The sequence below is a fragment of the Acidovorax sp. genome (assembly GCF_046339755.1).
Classification (GTDB): domain Bacteria; phylum Pseudomonadota; class Gammaproteobacteria; order Burkholderiales; family Burkholderiaceae_C; genus Acidovorax.
The window spans coordinates 1-15301 of the sequence record NZ_JBKDTZ010000024.1 but is presented as its reverse complement, the minus strand read 5'-3'; the positions used below and the strand labels follow the sequence as shown (position 1 = coordinate 15301).

The 15301-nt window shown below is 65.1% G+C and carries 19 protein-coding genes; 15 read left to right on the top strand and 4 right to left on the bottom strand.

The annotated features are described in order from the left end of the window. The coding region (locus ACK59X_RS02335; RefSeq protein ID WP_409954832.1) for a DNA translocase FtsK at positions 1 to 465 on the top strand (465 nt) is incomplete at its 5' end. Between the two features lie 39 nt (positions 466 to 504). After that, entirely contained in the window at positions 505 to 1137 is a 633-nt protein-coding gene (lolA, locus tag ACK59X_RS02330; RefSeq protein WP_409954831.1) for an outer membrane lipoprotein chaperone LolA, read from the top strand. Positions 1138 to 1151: 14 nt separating this feature from the next. Here the strand turns inward: lolA and ACK59X_RS02325 are convergent, their stop codons facing one another. Continuing rightward, on the bottom strand, positions 1152 to 1508 hold the full coding sequence (locus ACK59X_RS02325) for a hypothetical protein (RefSeq protein ID WP_409954830.1): 357 nt from the start codon (positions 1506 to 1508) through the stop codon (positions 1152 to 1154). Between the two features lie 227 nt (positions 1509 to 1735). Here ACK59X_RS02325 and ACK59X_RS02320 point away from each other — a divergent pair, with 227 nt between their 5' ends. The 5 genes from ACK59X_RS02320 (at position 1736) to ACK59X_RS02300 (ending at position 6948) form a co-directional block, all read left to right on the top strand. Next, a complete protein-coding gene (locus tag ACK59X_RS02320) occupies positions 1736 to 3073 on the top strand; it encodes a replication-associated recombination protein A (RefSeq protein WP_409954829.1) in 1338 nt (445 codons plus the stop codon). 321 nt (positions 3074 to 3394) lie between these two features. Then, complete coding sequence (locus ACK59X_RS02315) at positions 3395 to 4324, top strand: branched-chain amino acid ABC transporter permease (RefSeq protein WP_409954828.1); 930 nt, start codon at positions 3395 to 3397, stop codon at positions 4322 to 4324. 10 nt (positions 4325 to 4334) lie between these two features. Next, positions 4335 to 5414, top strand: coding sequence for an ABC transporter permease subunit (locus tag ACK59X_RS02310; RefSeq protein ID WP_409954827.1), 1080 nt, complete (start codon positions 4335 to 4337; stop codon positions 5412 to 5414). A 20-nt stretch (positions 5415 to 5434) separates the two neighbouring features. Beyond that, the gene (locus ACK59X_RS02305) at positions 5435 to 6217 is read left to right on the top strand and encodes an ABC transporter ATP-binding protein (RefSeq protein WP_409954826.1); all 783 of its coding nucleotides are present in this window, start codon (positions 5435 to 5437) and stop codon (positions 6215 to 6217) included. A 2-nt stretch (positions 6218 to 6219) separates the two neighbouring features. Then, positions 6220 to 6948, top strand: coding sequence for an ABC transporter ATP-binding protein (locus ACK59X_RS02300; protein ID WP_409954825.1), 729 nt, complete (start codon positions 6220 to 6222; stop codon positions 6946 to 6948). Positions 6949 to 7022: 74 nt separating this feature from the next. On the opposite strand, the gene ACK59X_RS02295 is transcribed toward ACK59X_RS02300, so the two are convergent. Next, a complete protein-coding gene (locus tag ACK59X_RS02295; RefSeq protein ID WP_409954824.1) occupies positions 7023 to 7634 on the bottom strand; it encodes an outer membrane beta-barrel protein in 612 nt (203 codons plus the stop codon). A 288-nt stretch (positions 7635 to 7922) separates the two neighbouring features. Here ACK59X_RS02295 and ACK59X_RS02290 point away from each other — a divergent pair, with 288 nt between their 5' ends. Together ACK59X_RS02290 and ACK59X_RS02285 are read left to right on the top strand one after the other, a co-directional pair. Next, positions 7923 to 8570: a DUF47 domain-containing protein gene (locus tag ACK59X_RS02290; RefSeq protein WP_409954823.1), complete on the top strand. Its 648-nt coding sequence runs from the start codon at positions 7923 to 7925 to the stop codon at positions 8568 to 8570. Positions 8571 to 8588: 18 nt separating this feature from the next. After that, positions 8589 to 9599, top strand: a complete 1011-nt coding sequence (locus ACK59X_RS02285) for an inorganic phosphate transporter (RefSeq protein ID WP_409954822.1) — start codon at positions 8589 to 8591, stop codon at positions 9597 to 9599. A 67-nt stretch (positions 9600 to 9666) separates the two neighbouring features. Here the strand turns inward: ACK59X_RS02285 and ACK59X_RS02280 are convergent, their stop codons facing one another. Together ACK59X_RS02280 and ACK59X_RS02275 are read right to left on the bottom strand one after the other, a co-directional pair. Next, positions 9667 to 10113 carry a hypothetical protein gene (locus tag ACK59X_RS02280; protein WP_409954821.1) on the bottom strand — a complete coding sequence of 149 codons (447 nt, stop codon included), beginning with the start codon at positions 10111 to 10113 and terminating at the stop codon, positions 9667 to 9669. 8 nt (positions 10114 to 10121) lie between these two features. After that, complete coding sequence (locus ACK59X_RS02275) at positions 10122 to 10646, bottom strand: N-acetyltransferase family protein (RefSeq protein WP_409954820.1); 525 nt, start codon at positions 10644 to 10646, stop codon at positions 10122 to 10124. Between the two features lie 200 nt (positions 10647 to 10846). Between ACK59X_RS02275 and rpsP the strand changes: the two genes are divergently transcribed. The 6 genes from rpsP (at position 10847) to ACK59X_RS02245 (ending at position 15074) form a co-directional block, all read left to right on the top strand. After that, entirely contained in the window at positions 10847 to 11098 is a 252-nt protein-coding gene (rpsP, locus tag ACK59X_RS02270; protein WP_110533007.1) for a 30S ribosomal protein S16, read from the top strand. Between the two features lie 75 nt (positions 11099 to 11173). Continuing rightward, complete coding sequence (gene rimM / locus ACK59X_RS02265) at positions 11174 to 11743, top strand: ribosome maturation factor RimM (protein WP_409954819.1); 570 nt, start codon at positions 11174 to 11176, stop codon at positions 11741 to 11743. 26 nt (positions 11744 to 11769) lie between these two features. Further along, the gene (gene trmD, locus ACK59X_RS02260) at positions 11770 to 12528 is read left to right on the top strand and encodes a tRNA (guanosine(37)-N1)-methyltransferase TrmD (protein WP_409954818.1); all 759 of its coding nucleotides are present in this window, start codon (positions 11770 to 11772) and stop codon (positions 12526 to 12528) included. 151 nt (positions 12529 to 12679) lie between these two features. Next, entirely contained in the window at positions 12680 to 13081 is a 402-nt protein-coding gene (gene rplS, locus ACK59X_RS02255) for a 50S ribosomal protein L19 (RefSeq protein ID WP_409954817.1), read from the top strand. A 125-nt stretch (positions 13082 to 13206) separates the two neighbouring features. After that, positions 13207 to 13905: a CoA pyrophosphatase gene (locus ACK59X_RS02250; RefSeq protein ID WP_409954816.1), complete on the top strand. Its 699-nt coding sequence runs from the start codon at positions 13207 to 13209 to the stop codon at positions 13903 to 13905. A gap of 182 nt (positions 13906 to 14087) precedes the next feature. After that, on the top strand, positions 14088 to 15074 hold the full coding sequence (locus ACK59X_RS02245; protein ID WP_409954815.1) for a CobD/CbiB family protein: 987 nt from the start codon (positions 14088 to 14090) through the stop codon (positions 15072 to 15074). The last annotated feature ends 227 nt before the right edge of the window (positions 15075 to 15301 follow it).

The window sequence follows — 15301 nt, the reverse complement described above, 5'->3', positions numbered from 1 at the left end:
AGCAGCAAGATCGACAGCCGCACCATCCTTGACCAGATGGGGGCCGAAGCGCTGCTGGGCATGGGCGACATGCTCTACATGGCCAGCGGCACGGGCCTGCCGATCCGCGTGCATGGTGCCTTCGTCTCGGACGAGGAAGTGCACCGTGTCGTCCATTACCTCAAGGAGCAAGGGGCACCGGACTACATAGAAGGCGTGCTCGAAGGCGGAACTGTGGACGGCGACGGCGATCTGTCAGGGGAGGGCAGTGGCGGCGAGGGGGGTGAAAAAGACCCCATGTACGACCAGGCCGTGGAAGTGGTCCTCAAGGACCGCAAGGCCAGCATCTCCTACGTCCAGCGCAAGCTGCGCATCGGCTACAACCGCTCGGCGCGCCTGCTGGAGGACATGGAGAAGGCCGGCCTGGTCAGTGGCCTCACCGCCAGCGGCCAGCGCGAAGTGCTGGTGCCTGCACGCCCCGAATAAGGTGTTGCGGGCCCATGCCCCAACCCAAGGAGTCTATTTTTGAAAAAAGTTGTGACAGCCACCGTGATCGCGGCCAGTGCCCAGTGGGCCAGCGCAGACGGGCTCAAGAGCCTGGAATCCTTCATGAAGAGCACCCAGACCGGCCGTGCCGAATTCACCCAGGTGGTGACCTCGCCGCCCAAGGAGGGCCAGACGGCGCGCACCAAGAATTCCAGCGGCTCGTTCGAATTCCAGCGCCCGAACCGCTTCAAGTTCGTCTACAAGAAGCCCTTCGAGCAGACCATCGTCGCCGATGGCCAGACCCTGTGGCTGCATGATGTGGACCTGAACCAGGTGACGCAGCGCGCCCAGGCGCAGGCCCTTGGCACCACGCCGGCCGCACTGCTGGCCTCGGCGCCGGACCTGTCGGCGCTCAAGGCCGATTTCACGCTCGAGGCAGCGCCCGAGGCCGATGGCCTGCAGTGGGTGCTGGCGCGGCCCAAGGCCAAGGACGGGCAACTGCAGAGCGTGCGCGTGGGCTTTGCGGGCGAGCAGCTCGCCGCCCTCGATATCCTGGACAGCTTTGGCCAGCGCTCGGCCATCCGCTTCAGCGGCATGCAGGCGAATCCGGCGCTGCCGGCCGGCACCTTCCAGTTCAAGCCGCCCGCCGGGGCAGACGTGGTCAAGCAGTAGGACTGCCGCAGTGTCTATTTCTTCTGGATGACGCCGCGCGCATAGCCGCCGTGCGCTGAGGGCAGCACCATGCAGATCATGGCGCGGCCCTGCTGCTTGTCCAACTGCTGGACCACGGTGCGCTGCTCGTCGTAGTCCTCGCCGGCACGCAGGTCCGCCGCGGTCTTCTTGATGCGCTTGAGCAGGTCCTGCACCTTGTCGTCGTTGATGGCGAGGTTCGGGCAGTTCTTGGCCGCGAAGTCGGCCGACGCGAGGGCCGAGCCCAACTGGGCCTCGATGGCCTCGGCTTCGGTCACATCGGCATGGGCCGTGGCACACAGCAGGGCGGCGCCCAGCAGCAGGGAAAAGCGGTGGAAGGCAGCTGGCTTCATGGGTCAGGAGGGTCCAAGGTGCAAAGATGGATGGGAGATGGATTGTGCCCATCCCGAAAAGCGCTCGTTTATAAGCGATGGACTGCAGGCCCATGTCGGGTGGACGCGTGCCAAGGTTACAAATTGCAGCCGGATCCCTATGGTGGAATGGAGGCCGCCCATCCGCAGCTGTGCCTTCGTGCCCTCCATCCCCCGAATATCCTCCTCGTTTCGCTTCCATTGATCCCATGAGTACGTCCCGCAGTTCCCCGCCGCCGTCCACCGCTGCCCACCAGCCGCTGGCCGAGCGCCTGCGCCCGCGCACGCTGGGCGAGGTCATCGGGCAGCAGCAGGTGCTCGGGCCGGGCATGCCGCTGCGCCTGGCATTCGAGTCGGGGCGCCCGCACAGCTGCATCCTGTGGGGGCCGCCGGGGGTGGGCAAGACCACCATCGCGCGGCTCATGGCCGATGCCTTCGATGCGCAGTTCATCAGCATCAGCGCGGTGCTGGGCGGGGTCAAGGACATCCGCGAGGCCGTGGAGCGGGCCGAACTGGCACGCGACGGTCTCATGCAGCAGCGCACCATCGTCTTCGTCGATGAGGTGCACCGCTTCAACAAGAGCCAGCAGGACGCGTTCTTGCCGCACGTGGAAAGCGGGCTGTTCACCTTCATCGGCGCGACCACCGAGAACCCTTCGTTCGAGGTCAACTCGGCCCTGCTCTCGCGCGCCGCGGTCTACGTGCTGCAGCCGCTGTCGGCCGAAGACCTGCAGCAGCTCGTGGCGCTGGCCCAGCAGCAGGGGGCCCTGCCGGCCATCGAGCAGGCGGCCATCGACCGGCTCGTCGCTTATGCCGACGGCGATGCCCGGCGCCTGCTGAACACGCTGGAAACCCTGGCCATGGCGGCTGCGCAAGAGAAGCTCTCCGAGATCATGGACGAATGGCTGCTCAAGGTGCTGGGTGAGCGCATGCGCCGCTACGACAAGGGCGGCGAGCAGTTCTACGACACCATCAGCGCGCTGCACAAATCCGTGCGGGGCTCGGATCCCGATGCCGCGCTGTACTGGCTGGTGCGCATGCTCGATGGTGGGGCCGACCCGCGCTACATGGCGCGGCGCCTGGTGCGCATGGCCAGCGAGGACATCGGCCTGGCCGACCCGCGCGCCTTGCGCCTGGCGCTCGATGCTGCCGAGGGCTATGAGCGGCTGGGCACGCCCGAGGGCGAGCTGGCCTTGGCCGAATGCGTGGTCTACCTGGCAGTGGCACCCAAGTCGAATGCAGTCTACAAGGCCTACAACGCCGCACGTGCCTGGGTGAAGCAAGATGGCACACGCCCGGTGCCCATGCACCTGCGCAATGCACCGACCAAGCTCATGAAACAGCTCGATTACGGCAAGGGCTATCGCTACGCGCACGACGAAGAGGATGGTTTCGCAGCCGGAGAAAACTACCTGCCCGAAGGCATGGCACAGCCCGGTTTCTACCAGCCGGTGGAGCGCGGGCTCGAAATCAAGATTGCACAAAAACTGCGTGGGCTGCGTGAGCGCAATGCGATCGCCGACGACACGGTCCTGCCCGAAGAGTAAGTGCGGCACGGGCGTATGCTGCGCCCGGAATTGCGTTTATGCCGATATTGCATGGGTCTGGTAATAAGTCTGCTCAGCAATATTCTTGCGTGCATCAAAATTACTTATGTACCCGGGCGGTCACTGATGGACCTGAGAACCCGAGGGAAAACCCCGCCAAAGCCGCTGGGGGCCTCCTGACACTACTGGCTACAATCCCGTCCACAAACCCGCACAGCTGCATCTCTGGCGGGTTTTTTGCTAGATGGCAGTCGGGCCCACAAGGCTGTACCGATTCCGGTGCCTGCGCTTGGGGTGCGTTACAAACGAAGGACTTCTCTTATGGACATTTTGCTGCAGCAGATCATCAACGGTCTGGTTCTCGGCAGCATGTACGCCTTGATAGCCTTGGGCTATACGATGGTGTACGGCATTATTCAACTGATCAATTTCGCCCATGGCGAAGTGCTCATGATCGGTGCACTCACCAGCTGGAGCTGTATCGGGCTAATGCAAGGGGCCATGCCCGGCGCACCCGGCTGGCTGATCCTGCTGCTGGCGACCATCATTGCCTGCGTGGTCGCTGCCACCCTGAATTTCGTGATTGAAAAAGTCGCCTACCGGCCGCTGCGCAGCAGCCCGCGCCTGGCCCCCCTGATCACCGCGATCGGCATGTCCATCCTGCTGCAGACGCTGGCCATGATCATCTGGAAGCCCAACTACAAGCCCTATCCGACGATGCTGCCCAGCTCGCCGTTCCAGATCGGCGGCGCCTTCATCACCCCCACCCAGATCCTGATCCTGGGCGTGACCGCGATCGCGCTGGCTTCGCTGGTCTACCTGGTGAACCACACCAACCTGGGTCGCGCCATGCGCGCCACGGCCGAGAACCCCCGCGTCGCCTCGCTGATGGGCGTCAAACCCGACATGGTGATCTCGGCCACCTTCATCATCGGTGCCGTGCTGGCGGCCATCGCCGGCATCATGTACGCCTCCAACTACGGTACGGCGCAGCACACCATGGGCTTCCTGCCCGGCCTCAAGGCCTTCACGGCGGCCGTGTTCGGCGGCATCGGCAACCTGGCCGGCGCGGTGGTCGGCGGCATCCTGCTGGGGCTGATCGAAGCCATCGGCTCGGGCTACATCGGCACCCTCACGGGCGGCCTGCTGGGCAGCCACTACACCGACATCTTTGCATTCATCGTGCTGATCATCATCCTCACGCTGCGTCCTTCGGGCCTGCTGGGTGAGCGTGTGGCCGACCGAGCCTGAGGACCCCGTCATGAAGAACAACAACCTTGCCAAATGGGTCGTTGGCGGCATCGCGCTGCTGATCCTCCCGCTGATCCTGCAATTCTTCGGCAACGCCTGGGTGCGCATCGCCGACCTGGCCCTGCTGTACGTGATGCTGGCCCTGGGCCTGAACATCGTGGTCGGCTACGCCGGCCTGCTCGACCTGGGCTACGTGGCCTTCTACGCCGTGGGTGCCTACCTGTTCGCGTTGATGGCGTCGCCCCACCTGGCCGACACCTTCGCGGCCTTCGCTGCCATGTTCCCCAACGGCCTGCATACCTCGCTGTGGCTGGTGATACCGCTGGCGGCGTTGATAGCAGCCCTGTTCGGGGCCCTGCTCGGGGCGCCCACGCTCAAGCTGCGCGGCGACTACCTGGCCATCGTGACGCTGGGCTTCGGTGAAATCATCCGCATCTTCCTGAACAACCTGGACCACCCCGTCAACCTGACCAACGGTCCCAAGGGCCTGGGCCAGATCGACTCGGTCAAGATCTTCGGCCTGGACCTGGGCAAGCGCCTGGAGCTGTTCGGCTTCGACATCAACTCGGTCACGCTGTACTACTACCTGTTCCTGGTGCTGGTGATCATCAGCATCGTCATCTGCTACCGCCTGCAGGACTCGCGCATCGGCCGCGCCTGGATGGCCATCCGCGAAGACGAGATCGCCGCCAAGGCCATGGGCATCAACACCCGCAACCTCAAGCTGCTGGCCTTCGGCATGGGCGCCTCGTTCGGCGGCGTGTCCGGTGCCATGTTCGGTGCCTTCCAGGGCTTCGTCTCGCCCGAATCGTTCAGCCTGATGGAGTCGGTCATGATCGTCGCCATGGTGGTGCTTGGCGGTATCGGCCACATCCCCGGCGTGATCCTGGGCGCCGTGCTGCTGTCGGCCCTGCCCGAAGTGCTGCGCTACGTTGCCGGCCCGCTGCAGGCCATGACCGACGGTCGCCTGGACTCCGCCATCCTGCGCCAGTTCCTGATTGCCGTGGCGATGATCGTCATCATGCTGATGCGCCCCCGCGGCCTGTGGCCCGCGCCGGAGCACGGCAAGAGCCTCACGCAGAAGTCCTGAACACCGCAGAAAGTTAGAACATGGCAGAGAAATCCAACGATGTGGTGCTGAAGGTTGCGGGCATTTCCAAGCGCTTCGGCGGCTTGCAGGCCCTCTCCGACGTGGGCATCACCATAGAGCGCGGCCAGGTCTATGGCCTGATCGGTCCCAACGGCGCAGGCAAGACCACGTTCTTCAACGTGATCACCGGCCTGTACACGCCCGACAGCGGCACGTTCGAGCTCGCAGGCAAGCCCTATGAGCCCACGGCCGTGCACGAAGTGGCCAAGGCGGGGATTGCCCGCACCTTCCAGAACATCCGCCTGTTCGCCGAAATGACGGCGCTCGAGAACGTGATGGTGGGCCGCCACATCCGCACCAAGTCCGGCCTGGTGGGCGCGGTGTTCCGCACCAAGGGCTTCAAGGAAGAAGAAGCGGCCATCGCCAAGCGCGCGCAGGAACTGCTCGACTACGTGGGCATCGGCAGGTTCGCCGACTACAAGGCGCGCACGCTGAGCTACGGCGACCAGCGCCGCCTGGAAATCGCCCGTGCCCTGGCCACCGACCCCCAGCTGATCGCGCTGGACGAGCCCGCCGCCGGCATGAACGCCACCGAGAAGGTGCAGCTGCGCGAGCTGATCGACCGCATCCGCAACGACAACCGCACCATCTTGCTGATCGAACACGACGTGAAGCTGGTGATGGGCCTGTGCGACCGCGTGACCGTGCTCGACTACGGCAAGCAGATCGCCGAAGGCAACCCAGCCGACGTGCAGAAGAACGAAAAAGTGATTGAGGCCTATCTGGGCACCGGAGGACACTGAGAATGGCCGAAAAATCCAACAAGGTACTGCTGCAGGTCAAGGGCCTGAAGGTGGCCTACGGCGGTATCCAGGCCGTCAAGGGCGTGGACTTCGAAGTGCGCGAGGGCGAGCTGGTCTCGCTCATCGGCTCCAATGGCGCCGGCAAGACCACCACCATGAAGGCCATCACCGGCACGCTGCCCATGGGCGATGGCGACATCGAGTACCTGGGCAAGAGCATCAAGGGCAAGGGCGCCTGGGACCTGGTCAAGGAAGGACTGGTCATGGTGCCCGAAGGCCGCGGCGTGTTCGCGCGCATGACCATCACCGAGAACCTGCAGATGGGCGCCTACATCCGCAAGGACAAGGCCGGCATCCTGGCCGACATCGAGAAGATGTTCACCATCTTCCCGCGCCTGCGCGAGCGCAAGGACCAGCTGGCCGGCACCATGTCGGGCGGCGAGCAGCAGATGCTGGCCATGGGCCGCGCGCTGATGAGCCAGCCCAAGGTGCTGCTGCTGGACGAGCCCTCCATGGGCCTGTCGCCCATCATGGTGGACAAGATCTTCGAGGTGGTGCGCGACGTGTACGCCCTGGGCGTGACCATCGTGCTGGTGGAGCAGAACGCCAGCCGCGCACTGGCGATCGCCGACCGCGGGTACGTGATGGAGTCGGGCCTGATCACCATGACTGGCCCAGGCCAGCAGCTGCTGAGCGACCCCAAGGTACGTGCCGCCTACCTGGGCGAATAAGCGCTTCCCTGCAGACGAAAAAATGCCGCCCCGATGGGCGGCATTTTTCATGGCAGGTACGGGCGAGCCCGGACTCAGTACTTGTACTGCACGCCCAGCGTCGTCATCTTCACGCCCGAGTTGTCGTCGGCAAAGTGGAACTTGTGGCGCTCCCACTCCACCACGGCCGCCCACTGCTGGTTGAAGTTCCAGCGGGCGCCCAGGCCGTAGGACAGGCCGAAGCCGCTGTCCTTGCCGGTGTTGACGCCCAGGCCCGAGAAACCCGAGGTGCGCGTGCGGCCATAGGTGGTACCGACCTTGCCGAACAGGTCGAACTGCTCGTTCAGCGGGGCCCGGCCGATCAGGCTCAGGTTGACGCCCTGGGCCTTGGTGGTGCCGCCCAGGCGATGCGCCTTGCCAGCATTCAGATAGCTCAGCTCGACGCCGGCATTGGGGTGGAAATAGCCACCGGTGGAGAGCTTCCAGGCCGAGTCGGAGTCGTCGAAGCCCAGGCCCGTGCCTGCCGGGCCGGCATTCAGGTCGTAGTTGGAGCGGCCGCCGCTCAGGCCGAAGTAGCCTTGCTGCGTATACGGAATGAAGGAATCGCGTTGCTTTTGCGTGTTGGTGCTGCTCTGGGCGTGCACGGCGCCGGAGGCGGCGCAGGCAGCCGCCACCAGCCAGGGAATCAGTCGGAGCGAAGAGGACATGGGTGTAATCCTTGGAGTGTGGGGAAACTCGGCGGGCCAAAGGTGGCAGATGTCCGCGAGGCGAGTGCCCAATCTAAGGCGCTGCCCTATCGCACGCTGTAGGACTGGGAGTACGGCGCGGGTAGGCCCACCCCGGGGATGTGGGCCCCGCTCTGGTCGCCGCGACTGTCCCGGGGAGGCGGCGACGACCCGGCGGTTAAACTCGCAACAGTCACGTTGATGTCATTTTTTTGTAACGACATCGTCATTTTCAAGAAATCCCACCCCCCCGTTCCAGGAGCCTGTTCCATGCTGTTTGCCAAGCTGTTGCCACGCGAAGGCAATTTTTTCGAGATGTTCAACCAGCATGCGGACCGCATCGTGGAGGCGGCGCGTGCCTTTTCGCAACTGGTGGCCAATTACAACGACCCGCACCTGCGCGACAAGTACAACCAGGACGTGGACAACGCCGAGCGGGCAGCCGACCGCGTGACGCACGAGGTCAACAAGGCCATCCACAAGACCTTCATCACGCCCATCGACCGTGAGCAGATCCACACGCTGATCAACACCATGGACGATGTGGCCGACCTGATCCAGGACTCGGCCGAAACCATGGCGCTGTACGACGTGCGCCACATGACGGACGAGATCTCGCGCCTGACCGACCTGAGCCTCAAGTGCTGTGAGCGCCTGCGTGACGCCGTGAAGCTGCTCGACAAGATCGCCGACCCTTCCGTGGCCGAAGCGGCCCTCAAGACCTGTGAGGAGATCGACCGGCTCGAGTCCGACGCCGACCGCGTGATGCGCAGCGCCATGAGCAAGCTGTTCCGCGAAGAGCCCGACGTGCGCGAGGTCATCAAGCTCAAGGCGATCTACGAACTGCTGGAAACCATCACCGACAAGTGCGAGGACGTGGCCAACTGCATCGAGGGCATCGTCCTCGAGAACTCCTGATCGGCAGGGCCAGCCAGCATGGAAACCGTACAAGCAGCCCTGTGGGTTGTCATTCTGCTCGTCGTCCTCGCGCTCCTGTTCGACTTCATGAACGGGTTCCACGATGCCGCCAATTCGATTGCCACGGTGGTCTCCACCGGCGTGCTCAAGCCCGCGCAGGCGGTGCTGTTCGCGGCGTTCTTCAACTTCGTGGCGATTTTCGTGTTCCACCTGAGCGTGGCTGCCACGGTGGGCAAGGGCATCGTGCAACCCGGCATCGTCGACACCCACGTGGTGTTCGGTGCCCTGGTGGGCGCCATCACCTGGAACGTGATCACCTGGTACTACGGCATTCCCAGCAGCTCCTCGCATGCGCTGATCGGCGGCATCGTGGGCGCGGTGATCGCCAAGGCCGGCGCGGGTGCGCTGGTCTCCACCGGCATCCTCAAGACCGTGGCCTTCATCTTCGTCTCGCCCCTGCTGGGCTTTGCGCTCGGTTCGCTGATGATGGTGGCTGTGGCCTGGATCTTCCGGCGTTCCAGGCCGAGCAAGGTGGACAAATGGTTCCGGCGCCTGCAGCTCGTCTCGGCCGGGGCCTACAGCCTGGGCCACGGCGGCAATGATGCGCAAAAGACCATCGGCATCATCTGGCTGCTGCTGATCGCCACGGGCTATGCCTCGTCGACCGATGCCTCGCCGCCCACCTGGACTATCGTGAGCTGCTACCTGGCCATCGGCCTCGGAACCATGTTCGGCGGCTGGCGCATCGTCAAGACCATGGGCCAGAAGATCACCAAGCTCAAGCCGGTGGGCGGCTTCTGCGCCGAGACCGGCGGGGCGCTCACGCTGTTCCTGGCCACTACGCTGGGCATCCCGGTGTCCACCACCCACACCATCACCGGCGCCATCGTCGGCGTGGGTTCCACCCAGCGCGCGAGCGCCGTGCGCTGGGGCGTGGCCGGCAACATCGTCTGGGCCTGGGTGCTGACCATCCCCGCCAGTGCCTTCGTCGCCGCCATCGCCTACTGGGTGAGCCTGCAGCTGTACTGATCCGCTGCACGCACCCAGAAAAAAGCCCCCGTGATCGTTTTCCGGGGGCTTTTCCTGTCTTTGGAGCCTACTGCGAGATCTTGCGCGCCTCTTCGATCTGGTACTCGAAGTAGCGCTGGAAGCTGAAGGCGATGCTGGCCATCAGCACCGTGGTGCCCAGCAGCAGCGAAAGCACGATGGCGCCGATGGTGAGCCAGCGCGTCTGGCCGGCGGGAGCCTCCTGCGCCGCAGCGGGGTTGAAGCGCGAATTCCAACGCTCGGGCGTCATCAGGCCGTAGAGGATGGCGCGCAGGGCGCAACCCGCGATGGTGAAGCCCAGCAGCGGTATCAGCATCCAGCTGTAGTGGTCGTCCTGGCCGAACTGCTGCACCCGCTGGATGCCGTACAGGCCCAGCGCCGTGGGGATGGGCAGCAGCCAGCCCAGCAGGTCGCCCAGGCCATGCAGGTAGAAGCGGTGCAGGCCGAGCGGGCCGCCGATGAAGGCCAGCCAGGCCGCCAGGGTCTTGTTTTTCATGGGGGGGATTATTCCGGCGAAGTGGTGTCGCCTGCGCCCAAGGCCTTTTCCATGAGCACGATGTCGCGCCAGGCGCCGAATTTCCAGCCCATGGAACGCAACACGCCCGCCTCGGTGAAGCCCAGGGCACGGTGCACGCCGATGGAACCGGCATTGGCCGAATCACCGATCACGGCCAGCAGCTTGCGCACGCCGGCCGCCTCGGCCTGCACGATCAGCGCGGCCAGAAGCTGCCGGCCCAGGCCCATGCTGCGGGCGCTGTCGGCCACGTAGATCGAGTCCTCGGCCGAAAAACGGTAGGCCGGGCGCGGCTTGAACCAGTTGGCGTAGGCAAAGCCCAGCACCTGGCCGTCCTCCCGCTCGGCCACCAGCCAGGGCAGGCCGCGGCCCAGCACGTCGGCGCGTCGGCCCGCCATGTCGGCCTCGGTGGGGGGATCGATCTCGAAGGTGCCCGTGCCGTGCAGCACGTGGTGGGCATAGATGGCGGTGATGGCCGGCAGGTCGGCGTCGGTGCTGGGGCGGATGGAGGGCATTGCGGGTGGCGTGGAAAGCACTTTGGAAGGCTCGCCAAAGTGTATGGCGCGCTTTATCGGGGAAAGGGATATAATCGCGGGCTTTGCAGCGTGTCGCTGGCCGGGTGGCCATGTCGCGTGTCTCAAGCGTTGCGAATATGGTTGCGAACACTGTGGCTTTTGGCAGGGATTGCCAGGACCCACCACCCGAAGGATAAATCATGGTCGTCATTCGACTCTCCCGCGGCGGCTCCAAGGGCCGTCCATTTTTCAACATCGTCGTCGCCGACAAGCGCGTGCGCCGCGATGGCCGCTTCATCGAGCGCCTGGGCTTCTACAACCCCACCGCCAAGGAAACCGAAGAAGGCCTGCGCATCGCCCAGGACCGCCTGACGTACTGGAAGAGCGTGGGCGCCCAGTCCTCGCCTACCGTGGACCGCCTGATCAAGCAAGCCGCCAAGAAGGCTGCTTAAAGCTCCCTGAAAAGGGCGGGTTCCGTCGGCTTGCCGGGCGGAACCCGCCCTTTTCCTACTTCCGAGACCTATTCCATGGCCACGAACCTGACCCTCGAACCCGCAGAACTGCCTGCCGACGCCGTCGAAGTGGGGCGCATTGCCGATGCCTGGGGCATCAAGGGCTGGTTCAAGGTGCTGCCGCACAGCAGCAACCCCGAGGCGTTGTTCTCCGCCAAGCGCTGGTACCTGCAGCCCTCGGAGCGGGGCGCCAAGACCTTCACGGGCACGGTGATCTTGCCCATCCGCCAGGCCAAGGACCATTCGGACACTGTGGTGGCCTGGGCCCAGGGCATCGACGACCGCAACGGCGCCGAGGCGCTGCGTGGCGCGCGCATCTTCGTGCCGCGCTCGAGTTTCCCCTCGACCGCCACCGACGAGTACTACTGGGTGGACCTGATCGGCCTGGCCGTGGTCAACCGCGAGGGGCTGGCCCTGGGCACTGTGCGCGAACTGCTCTCCACCGGCCCCCAGACCGTGCTGGTGATCGACTACGAAGAGGCTGGCAAGGCGCAGGAGCGCATGATTCCCTTCGTCTCCAACTTTGTCGACAAGGTCGAGCTGCCCGAAAAGCGCATCACCGTCGACTGGCAGCCCGACTACTGAGCGGCCGTCCCCGGTCGCCGAGCGCCATGCGCTTTGACATCATCACCCTGTTCCCCGAGCTGTTCGCTCCATTTCTGGCCAGCGGCGTGACCCGCCGCGCCTATGCCGGCGGCCAGGTCGACGTGCGGCTGTGGAACCCGCGCGACCACGCCGAGGGCAACTACCGCCGGGTCGACGACCGTCCCTTTGGCGGCGGCCCCGGCATGGTGATGCTGGCCGAGCCCTTGGCGCAATGCCTTGCGGCCATCCGCGCCGAACGCGCCGAACCGGACGAAGCCCGGGCGCCGCTGGTGCTGTTTTCGCCCATCGGCGCCACGCTGGACCACCCGGCCGTGGAGCGCTGGTCCGCCAGCGCGGGCGCCGTGTTGCTGTGCGGCCGGTACGAGGGCATCGACCAGCGCTTCATCGATGCCCATGTGGACCTGCAGATCAGCCTGGGTGATTTCGTGCTCTCGGGCGGCGAAATCGCCGCCATGGCCCTGCTCGACGCCGTGGCTCGCCTGCAACCCGGTGTGCTCAACGACGAGGGCAGCCACCAGCTCGACAGCTTCAACCCCGCGCTCGATGGCCTGCTCGACTGCCCCCATTACACCCGGCCCGAGGAATGGGCCGGCCAGGCCGTGCCGGCTGCGCTGATGTCCGGCCACCATGCGCAGATAGAGCGCTGGCGGCGCGACCAGCGCCTGGCCATCACTGCGCGCCACCGTCCCGAACTGATCGCTGCAGCCCGCGAGGCGGGCCGCATCACGGCTGCGGACGAGGCTGTATTGGCCAAATTGCGCTGACTTGCTATAATCAAAGGCTTTTCGATCCTCTGGCCGGCCGTTTTGCTGGAAGGCAGGTGGGGCATGCAGGCCCTGTTTGCTGGTGCGAAACACTGAGACGTCAATCCCGACGCTGCCATTTTTGGCGCGGACATGATCGTTGGATGTAAAAATGAACCTGATTCAGACCCTGGAAGCGGAAGAAATCGCCCGCTTGAACAAGACCATTCCCGAATTCGCCCCTGGTGACACCGTCATCGTGAGCGTGAACGTGGTGGAAGGTACCCGCAAGCGCGTGCAGGCTTACGAAGGCGTGGTGATTGCCAAGCGCAATCGCGGCCTGAACAGCGGCTTCACCGTGCGCAAGATCTCCAGCGGCGAAGGCGTGGAGCGTACGTTCCAGACCTACAGCCCGCTGATCGCCGGCATCGAAGTCAAGCGCCGTGGTGACGTGCGCCGTGCCAAGCTGTACTACCTGCGTGACCGCAGCGGCAAGTCGGCACGTATCAAGGAAAAGCTGCCACAGCGCGTCAACAAGGCTGCCGCTGCTGCCGCAGCTGCTACTGCCGCCTGAGGACTGGACCCGTCCAGACAAGCCGCTACAGCCAGCCTGTAGCGGCTTTTTGCTTTTTGCCGCCCCACTTTCGTCCACAACGCCCACCGCCCCTTGCCACTGCAGTGAAACCATCGATCAGCCCTGTGTCCTCTGTCATTCCACCCCTGTCCACGCTGCCCGACTTCGATCCGCGCAAGGTGCCTGTGGTGGGGGTGGATGCACACCTGCCGGCTGTCCCTCTGGCCGCCCAGACGCCCGGGGCCTTGCGCCTGCGGTTCGCGCATCCGCCGCAGTGGGAGCCCGAGGTGGTGCTGGAGCGCAAGTTCGCCAACCGCGAGCCGGCCCATGCCTCGGTGCTGCTGGCCATCGTGCTGCGCGAGCAGCCCATGGTGCTGTTGACCGAGCGCACGGCGCACCTGTCCACGCATTCGGGGCAGATCGCCTTCCCCGGTGGCCGTGCCGACCCCGAGGATGCCGACCCGGCTGACACCGCGCTGCGTGAGGCTGAAGAAGAAGTGGGGCTCGACCGCCGGTACGTCGAGGTGCTGGGGTCGCTGCCCGTCTACGTCACGGGCACCTCCTTCATCATCACCCCCGTGGTCGCACTGGTGCAGCCCGACTGCGTGCTCACGCCCAACCCCTACGAGGTGGCCGACCTGTTCGAGGTGCCGCTGGCCTTTCTGCTCGACCCGGCGAATCACCAGCGCCACCGGCTGGAGTGGCAGGGGCAGGCCCGCGAATGGTTCTCCATGCCCTACCAGGATGGTGAGAAGAACCACCATATCTGGGGCGCCACGGCGGGCATGCTGCGCAACTTCTACCGGTTCATGCTGGCTGGATGACGCCTGCCTGAGTCGCCTGCGGCGCCTTCCCCCAGGGGGGACGCCCCCAGTTCGGCGGGGCGGCCTTTAACGGGGGGAAGGGCTGGCCCAGGTCGCGCCAGTTTCGTGGAGGGTGGTCCATGGGGAGGCCGTTGAACGTAAACCTGCTCTGTGGATGCGCAGCGCCAGTATCATTGGCGCCCATGAGTTTCTTCGCCATCCTGTTCGCTCTGCTGATCGAGCAGGCCCGCCCGCTGGCTCGCAGCAACCCCATCCACGCAGGCCTGCGTGCGTGGGCGTTGTCGGTGAGCCGCAATTTCGACGCCGGCAAGTCGCACCACGGCTGGGTGGCCTGGGGCTTGGCGGTGCTCGTCCCCTCCCTGGTCGTGCTGGCCATCCACTGGCTGCTGCTGTGGGGGCTGGGCTGGCCGTTCGCCGTGCTCTGGAGCGTGGCGGTGCTCTACATCACCCTGGGTTTTCGGCAGTTCAGCCACCATTTCACGGGCATCCGCGATGCGCTGGAAGAGGGCAATGAGGATGCTGCGCGTGAGCGCCTGGCCCACTGGCAGCAGGTGGACGTGGGTCTGCTGCCGCGCAGCGAGATCGTGCGCCACGTGATCGAGTACTCGGTGCTGGCCGCCCACCGCCATGTGTTCGGTGTGCTGGCCTGGTTTTCGGTGCTGGCGGCGCTGGGGCTCGGCCCCACGGGCGCGGTGCTCTACCGCCTGGCCGAGTTTGCCTCGCGCTACTGGCACTACCGCCAGCGCATGGGCTCCCAGCCCGCGAGCGAATCGCTGCAGCGCGCTTCAGCCCAGGCCTGGACGCTGGTTGACTGGGTGCCTGCGCGTCTTTCTGCACTGAGCTTTGCGGTGGTGGGCAGTTTCGAGGAGGCCATCGAGGGCTGGCGTTTCCATGCGCAGCGGTTTCCCAATGACACCGATGGGGTGGTGCTGGCTGCTACTGCTGGGGCCATCAACGTTCGCCTTGGAGGCGAGGCGCTCAAGGCACGGTCGGTGCTGCATACGCCGCAGGGGTTGGAGATCGATGCGGACATGGGGGATAGCGACTCGACCCCTGGGCGGGAGCCTGAGGTGGGGCATTTGCGCAGTGTTGTTGGCTTGGTGTGGCGGTCGGTGGTGGTGTGGATGCTGTTGCTGGCTTTGTTGACTTTGGCTCGGTTGCTGGGCTGATCTTCTTGCCTTTTTTCGGCGTCTTGCCTGTTTGAGGGGCGGAGGCCGGGATGTGCGCCCGGCGGCGCAGTAACTTTCTCTTGGGCCGCCAAGAGGGTGTAGAAAAAACAAAATACAATCCTGCTGCATTGATTGCACAGGAGCAATGCGATGGCAAGGACAGGCCGACCACCCGTAATTGCGCCGGCAGAGTACGCGGCGCTGCGCGAGGTGGTCAGAGACAACCC

What these genes read in the sequence shown, in the direction of transcription:
- ACK59X_RS02325 (WP_409954830.1), bottom strand. Translation starts at nt 1,508, where the DNA reads ATGAAGCCAGCTGCCTTCCACCGCTTTTCCCTGCTGCTGGGCGCCGCC.
- ACK59X_RS02320 (WP_409954829.1), top strand. Translation starts at nt 1,736, where the DNA reads ATGAGTACGTCCCGCAGTTCCCCGCCGCCGTCCACCGCTGCCCACCAG.
- ACK59X_RS02315 (WP_409954828.1), top strand. Translation starts at nt 3,395, where the DNA reads ATGGACATTTTGCTGCAGCAGATCATCAACGGTCTGGTTCTCGGCAGC.
- ACK59X_RS02310 (WP_409954827.1), top strand. Translation starts at nt 4,335, where the DNA reads ATGAAGAACAACAACCTTGCCAAATGGGTCGTTGGCGGCATCGCGCTG.
- ACK59X_RS02305 (WP_409954826.1), top strand. Translation starts at nt 5,435, where the DNA reads ATGGCAGAGAAATCCAACGATGTGGTGCTGAAGGTTGCGGGCATTTCC.
- ACK59X_RS02300 (WP_409954825.1), top strand. Translation starts at nt 6,220, where the DNA reads ATGGCCGAAAAATCCAACAAGGTACTGCTGCAGGTCAAGGGCCTGAAG.
- ACK59X_RS02295 (WP_409954824.1), bottom strand. Translation starts at nt 7,634, where the DNA reads ATGTCCTCTTCGCTCCGACTGATTCCCTGGCTGGTGGCGGCTGCCTGC.
- ACK59X_RS02290 (WP_409954823.1), top strand. Translation starts at nt 7,923, where the DNA reads ATGCTGTTTGCCAAGCTGTTGCCACGCGAAGGCAATTTTTTCGAGATG.
- ACK59X_RS02285 (WP_409954822.1), top strand. Translation starts at nt 8,589, where the DNA reads ATGGAAACCGTACAAGCAGCCCTGTGGGTTGTCATTCTGCTCGTCGTC.
- ACK59X_RS02280 (WP_409954821.1), bottom strand. Translation starts at nt 10,113, where the DNA reads ATGAAAAACAAGACCCTGGCGGCCTGGCTGGCCTTCATCGGCGGCCCG.
- ACK59X_RS02275 (WP_409954820.1), bottom strand. Translation starts at nt 10,646, where the DNA reads ATGCCCTCCATCCGCCCCAGCACCGACGCCGACCTGCCGGCCATCACC.
- rpsP (WP_110533007.1), top strand. Translation starts at nt 10,847, where the DNA reads ATGGTCGTCATTCGACTCTCCCGCGGCGGCTCCAAGGGCCGTCCATTT.
- rimM (WP_409954819.1), top strand. Translation starts at nt 11,174, where the DNA reads ATGGCCACGAACCTGACCCTCGAACCCGCAGAACTGCCTGCCGACGCC.
- trmD (WP_409954818.1), top strand. Translation starts at nt 11,770, where the DNA reads ATGCGCTTTGACATCATCACCCTGTTCCCCGAGCTGTTCGCTCCATTT.
- rplS (WP_409954817.1), top strand. Translation starts at nt 12,680, where the DNA reads ATGAACCTGATTCAGACCCTGGAAGCGGAAGAAATCGCCCGCTTGAAC.
- ACK59X_RS02245 (WP_409954815.1), top strand. Translation starts at nt 14,088, where the DNA reads ATGAGTTTCTTCGCCATCCTGTTCGCTCTGCTGATCGAGCAGGCCCGC.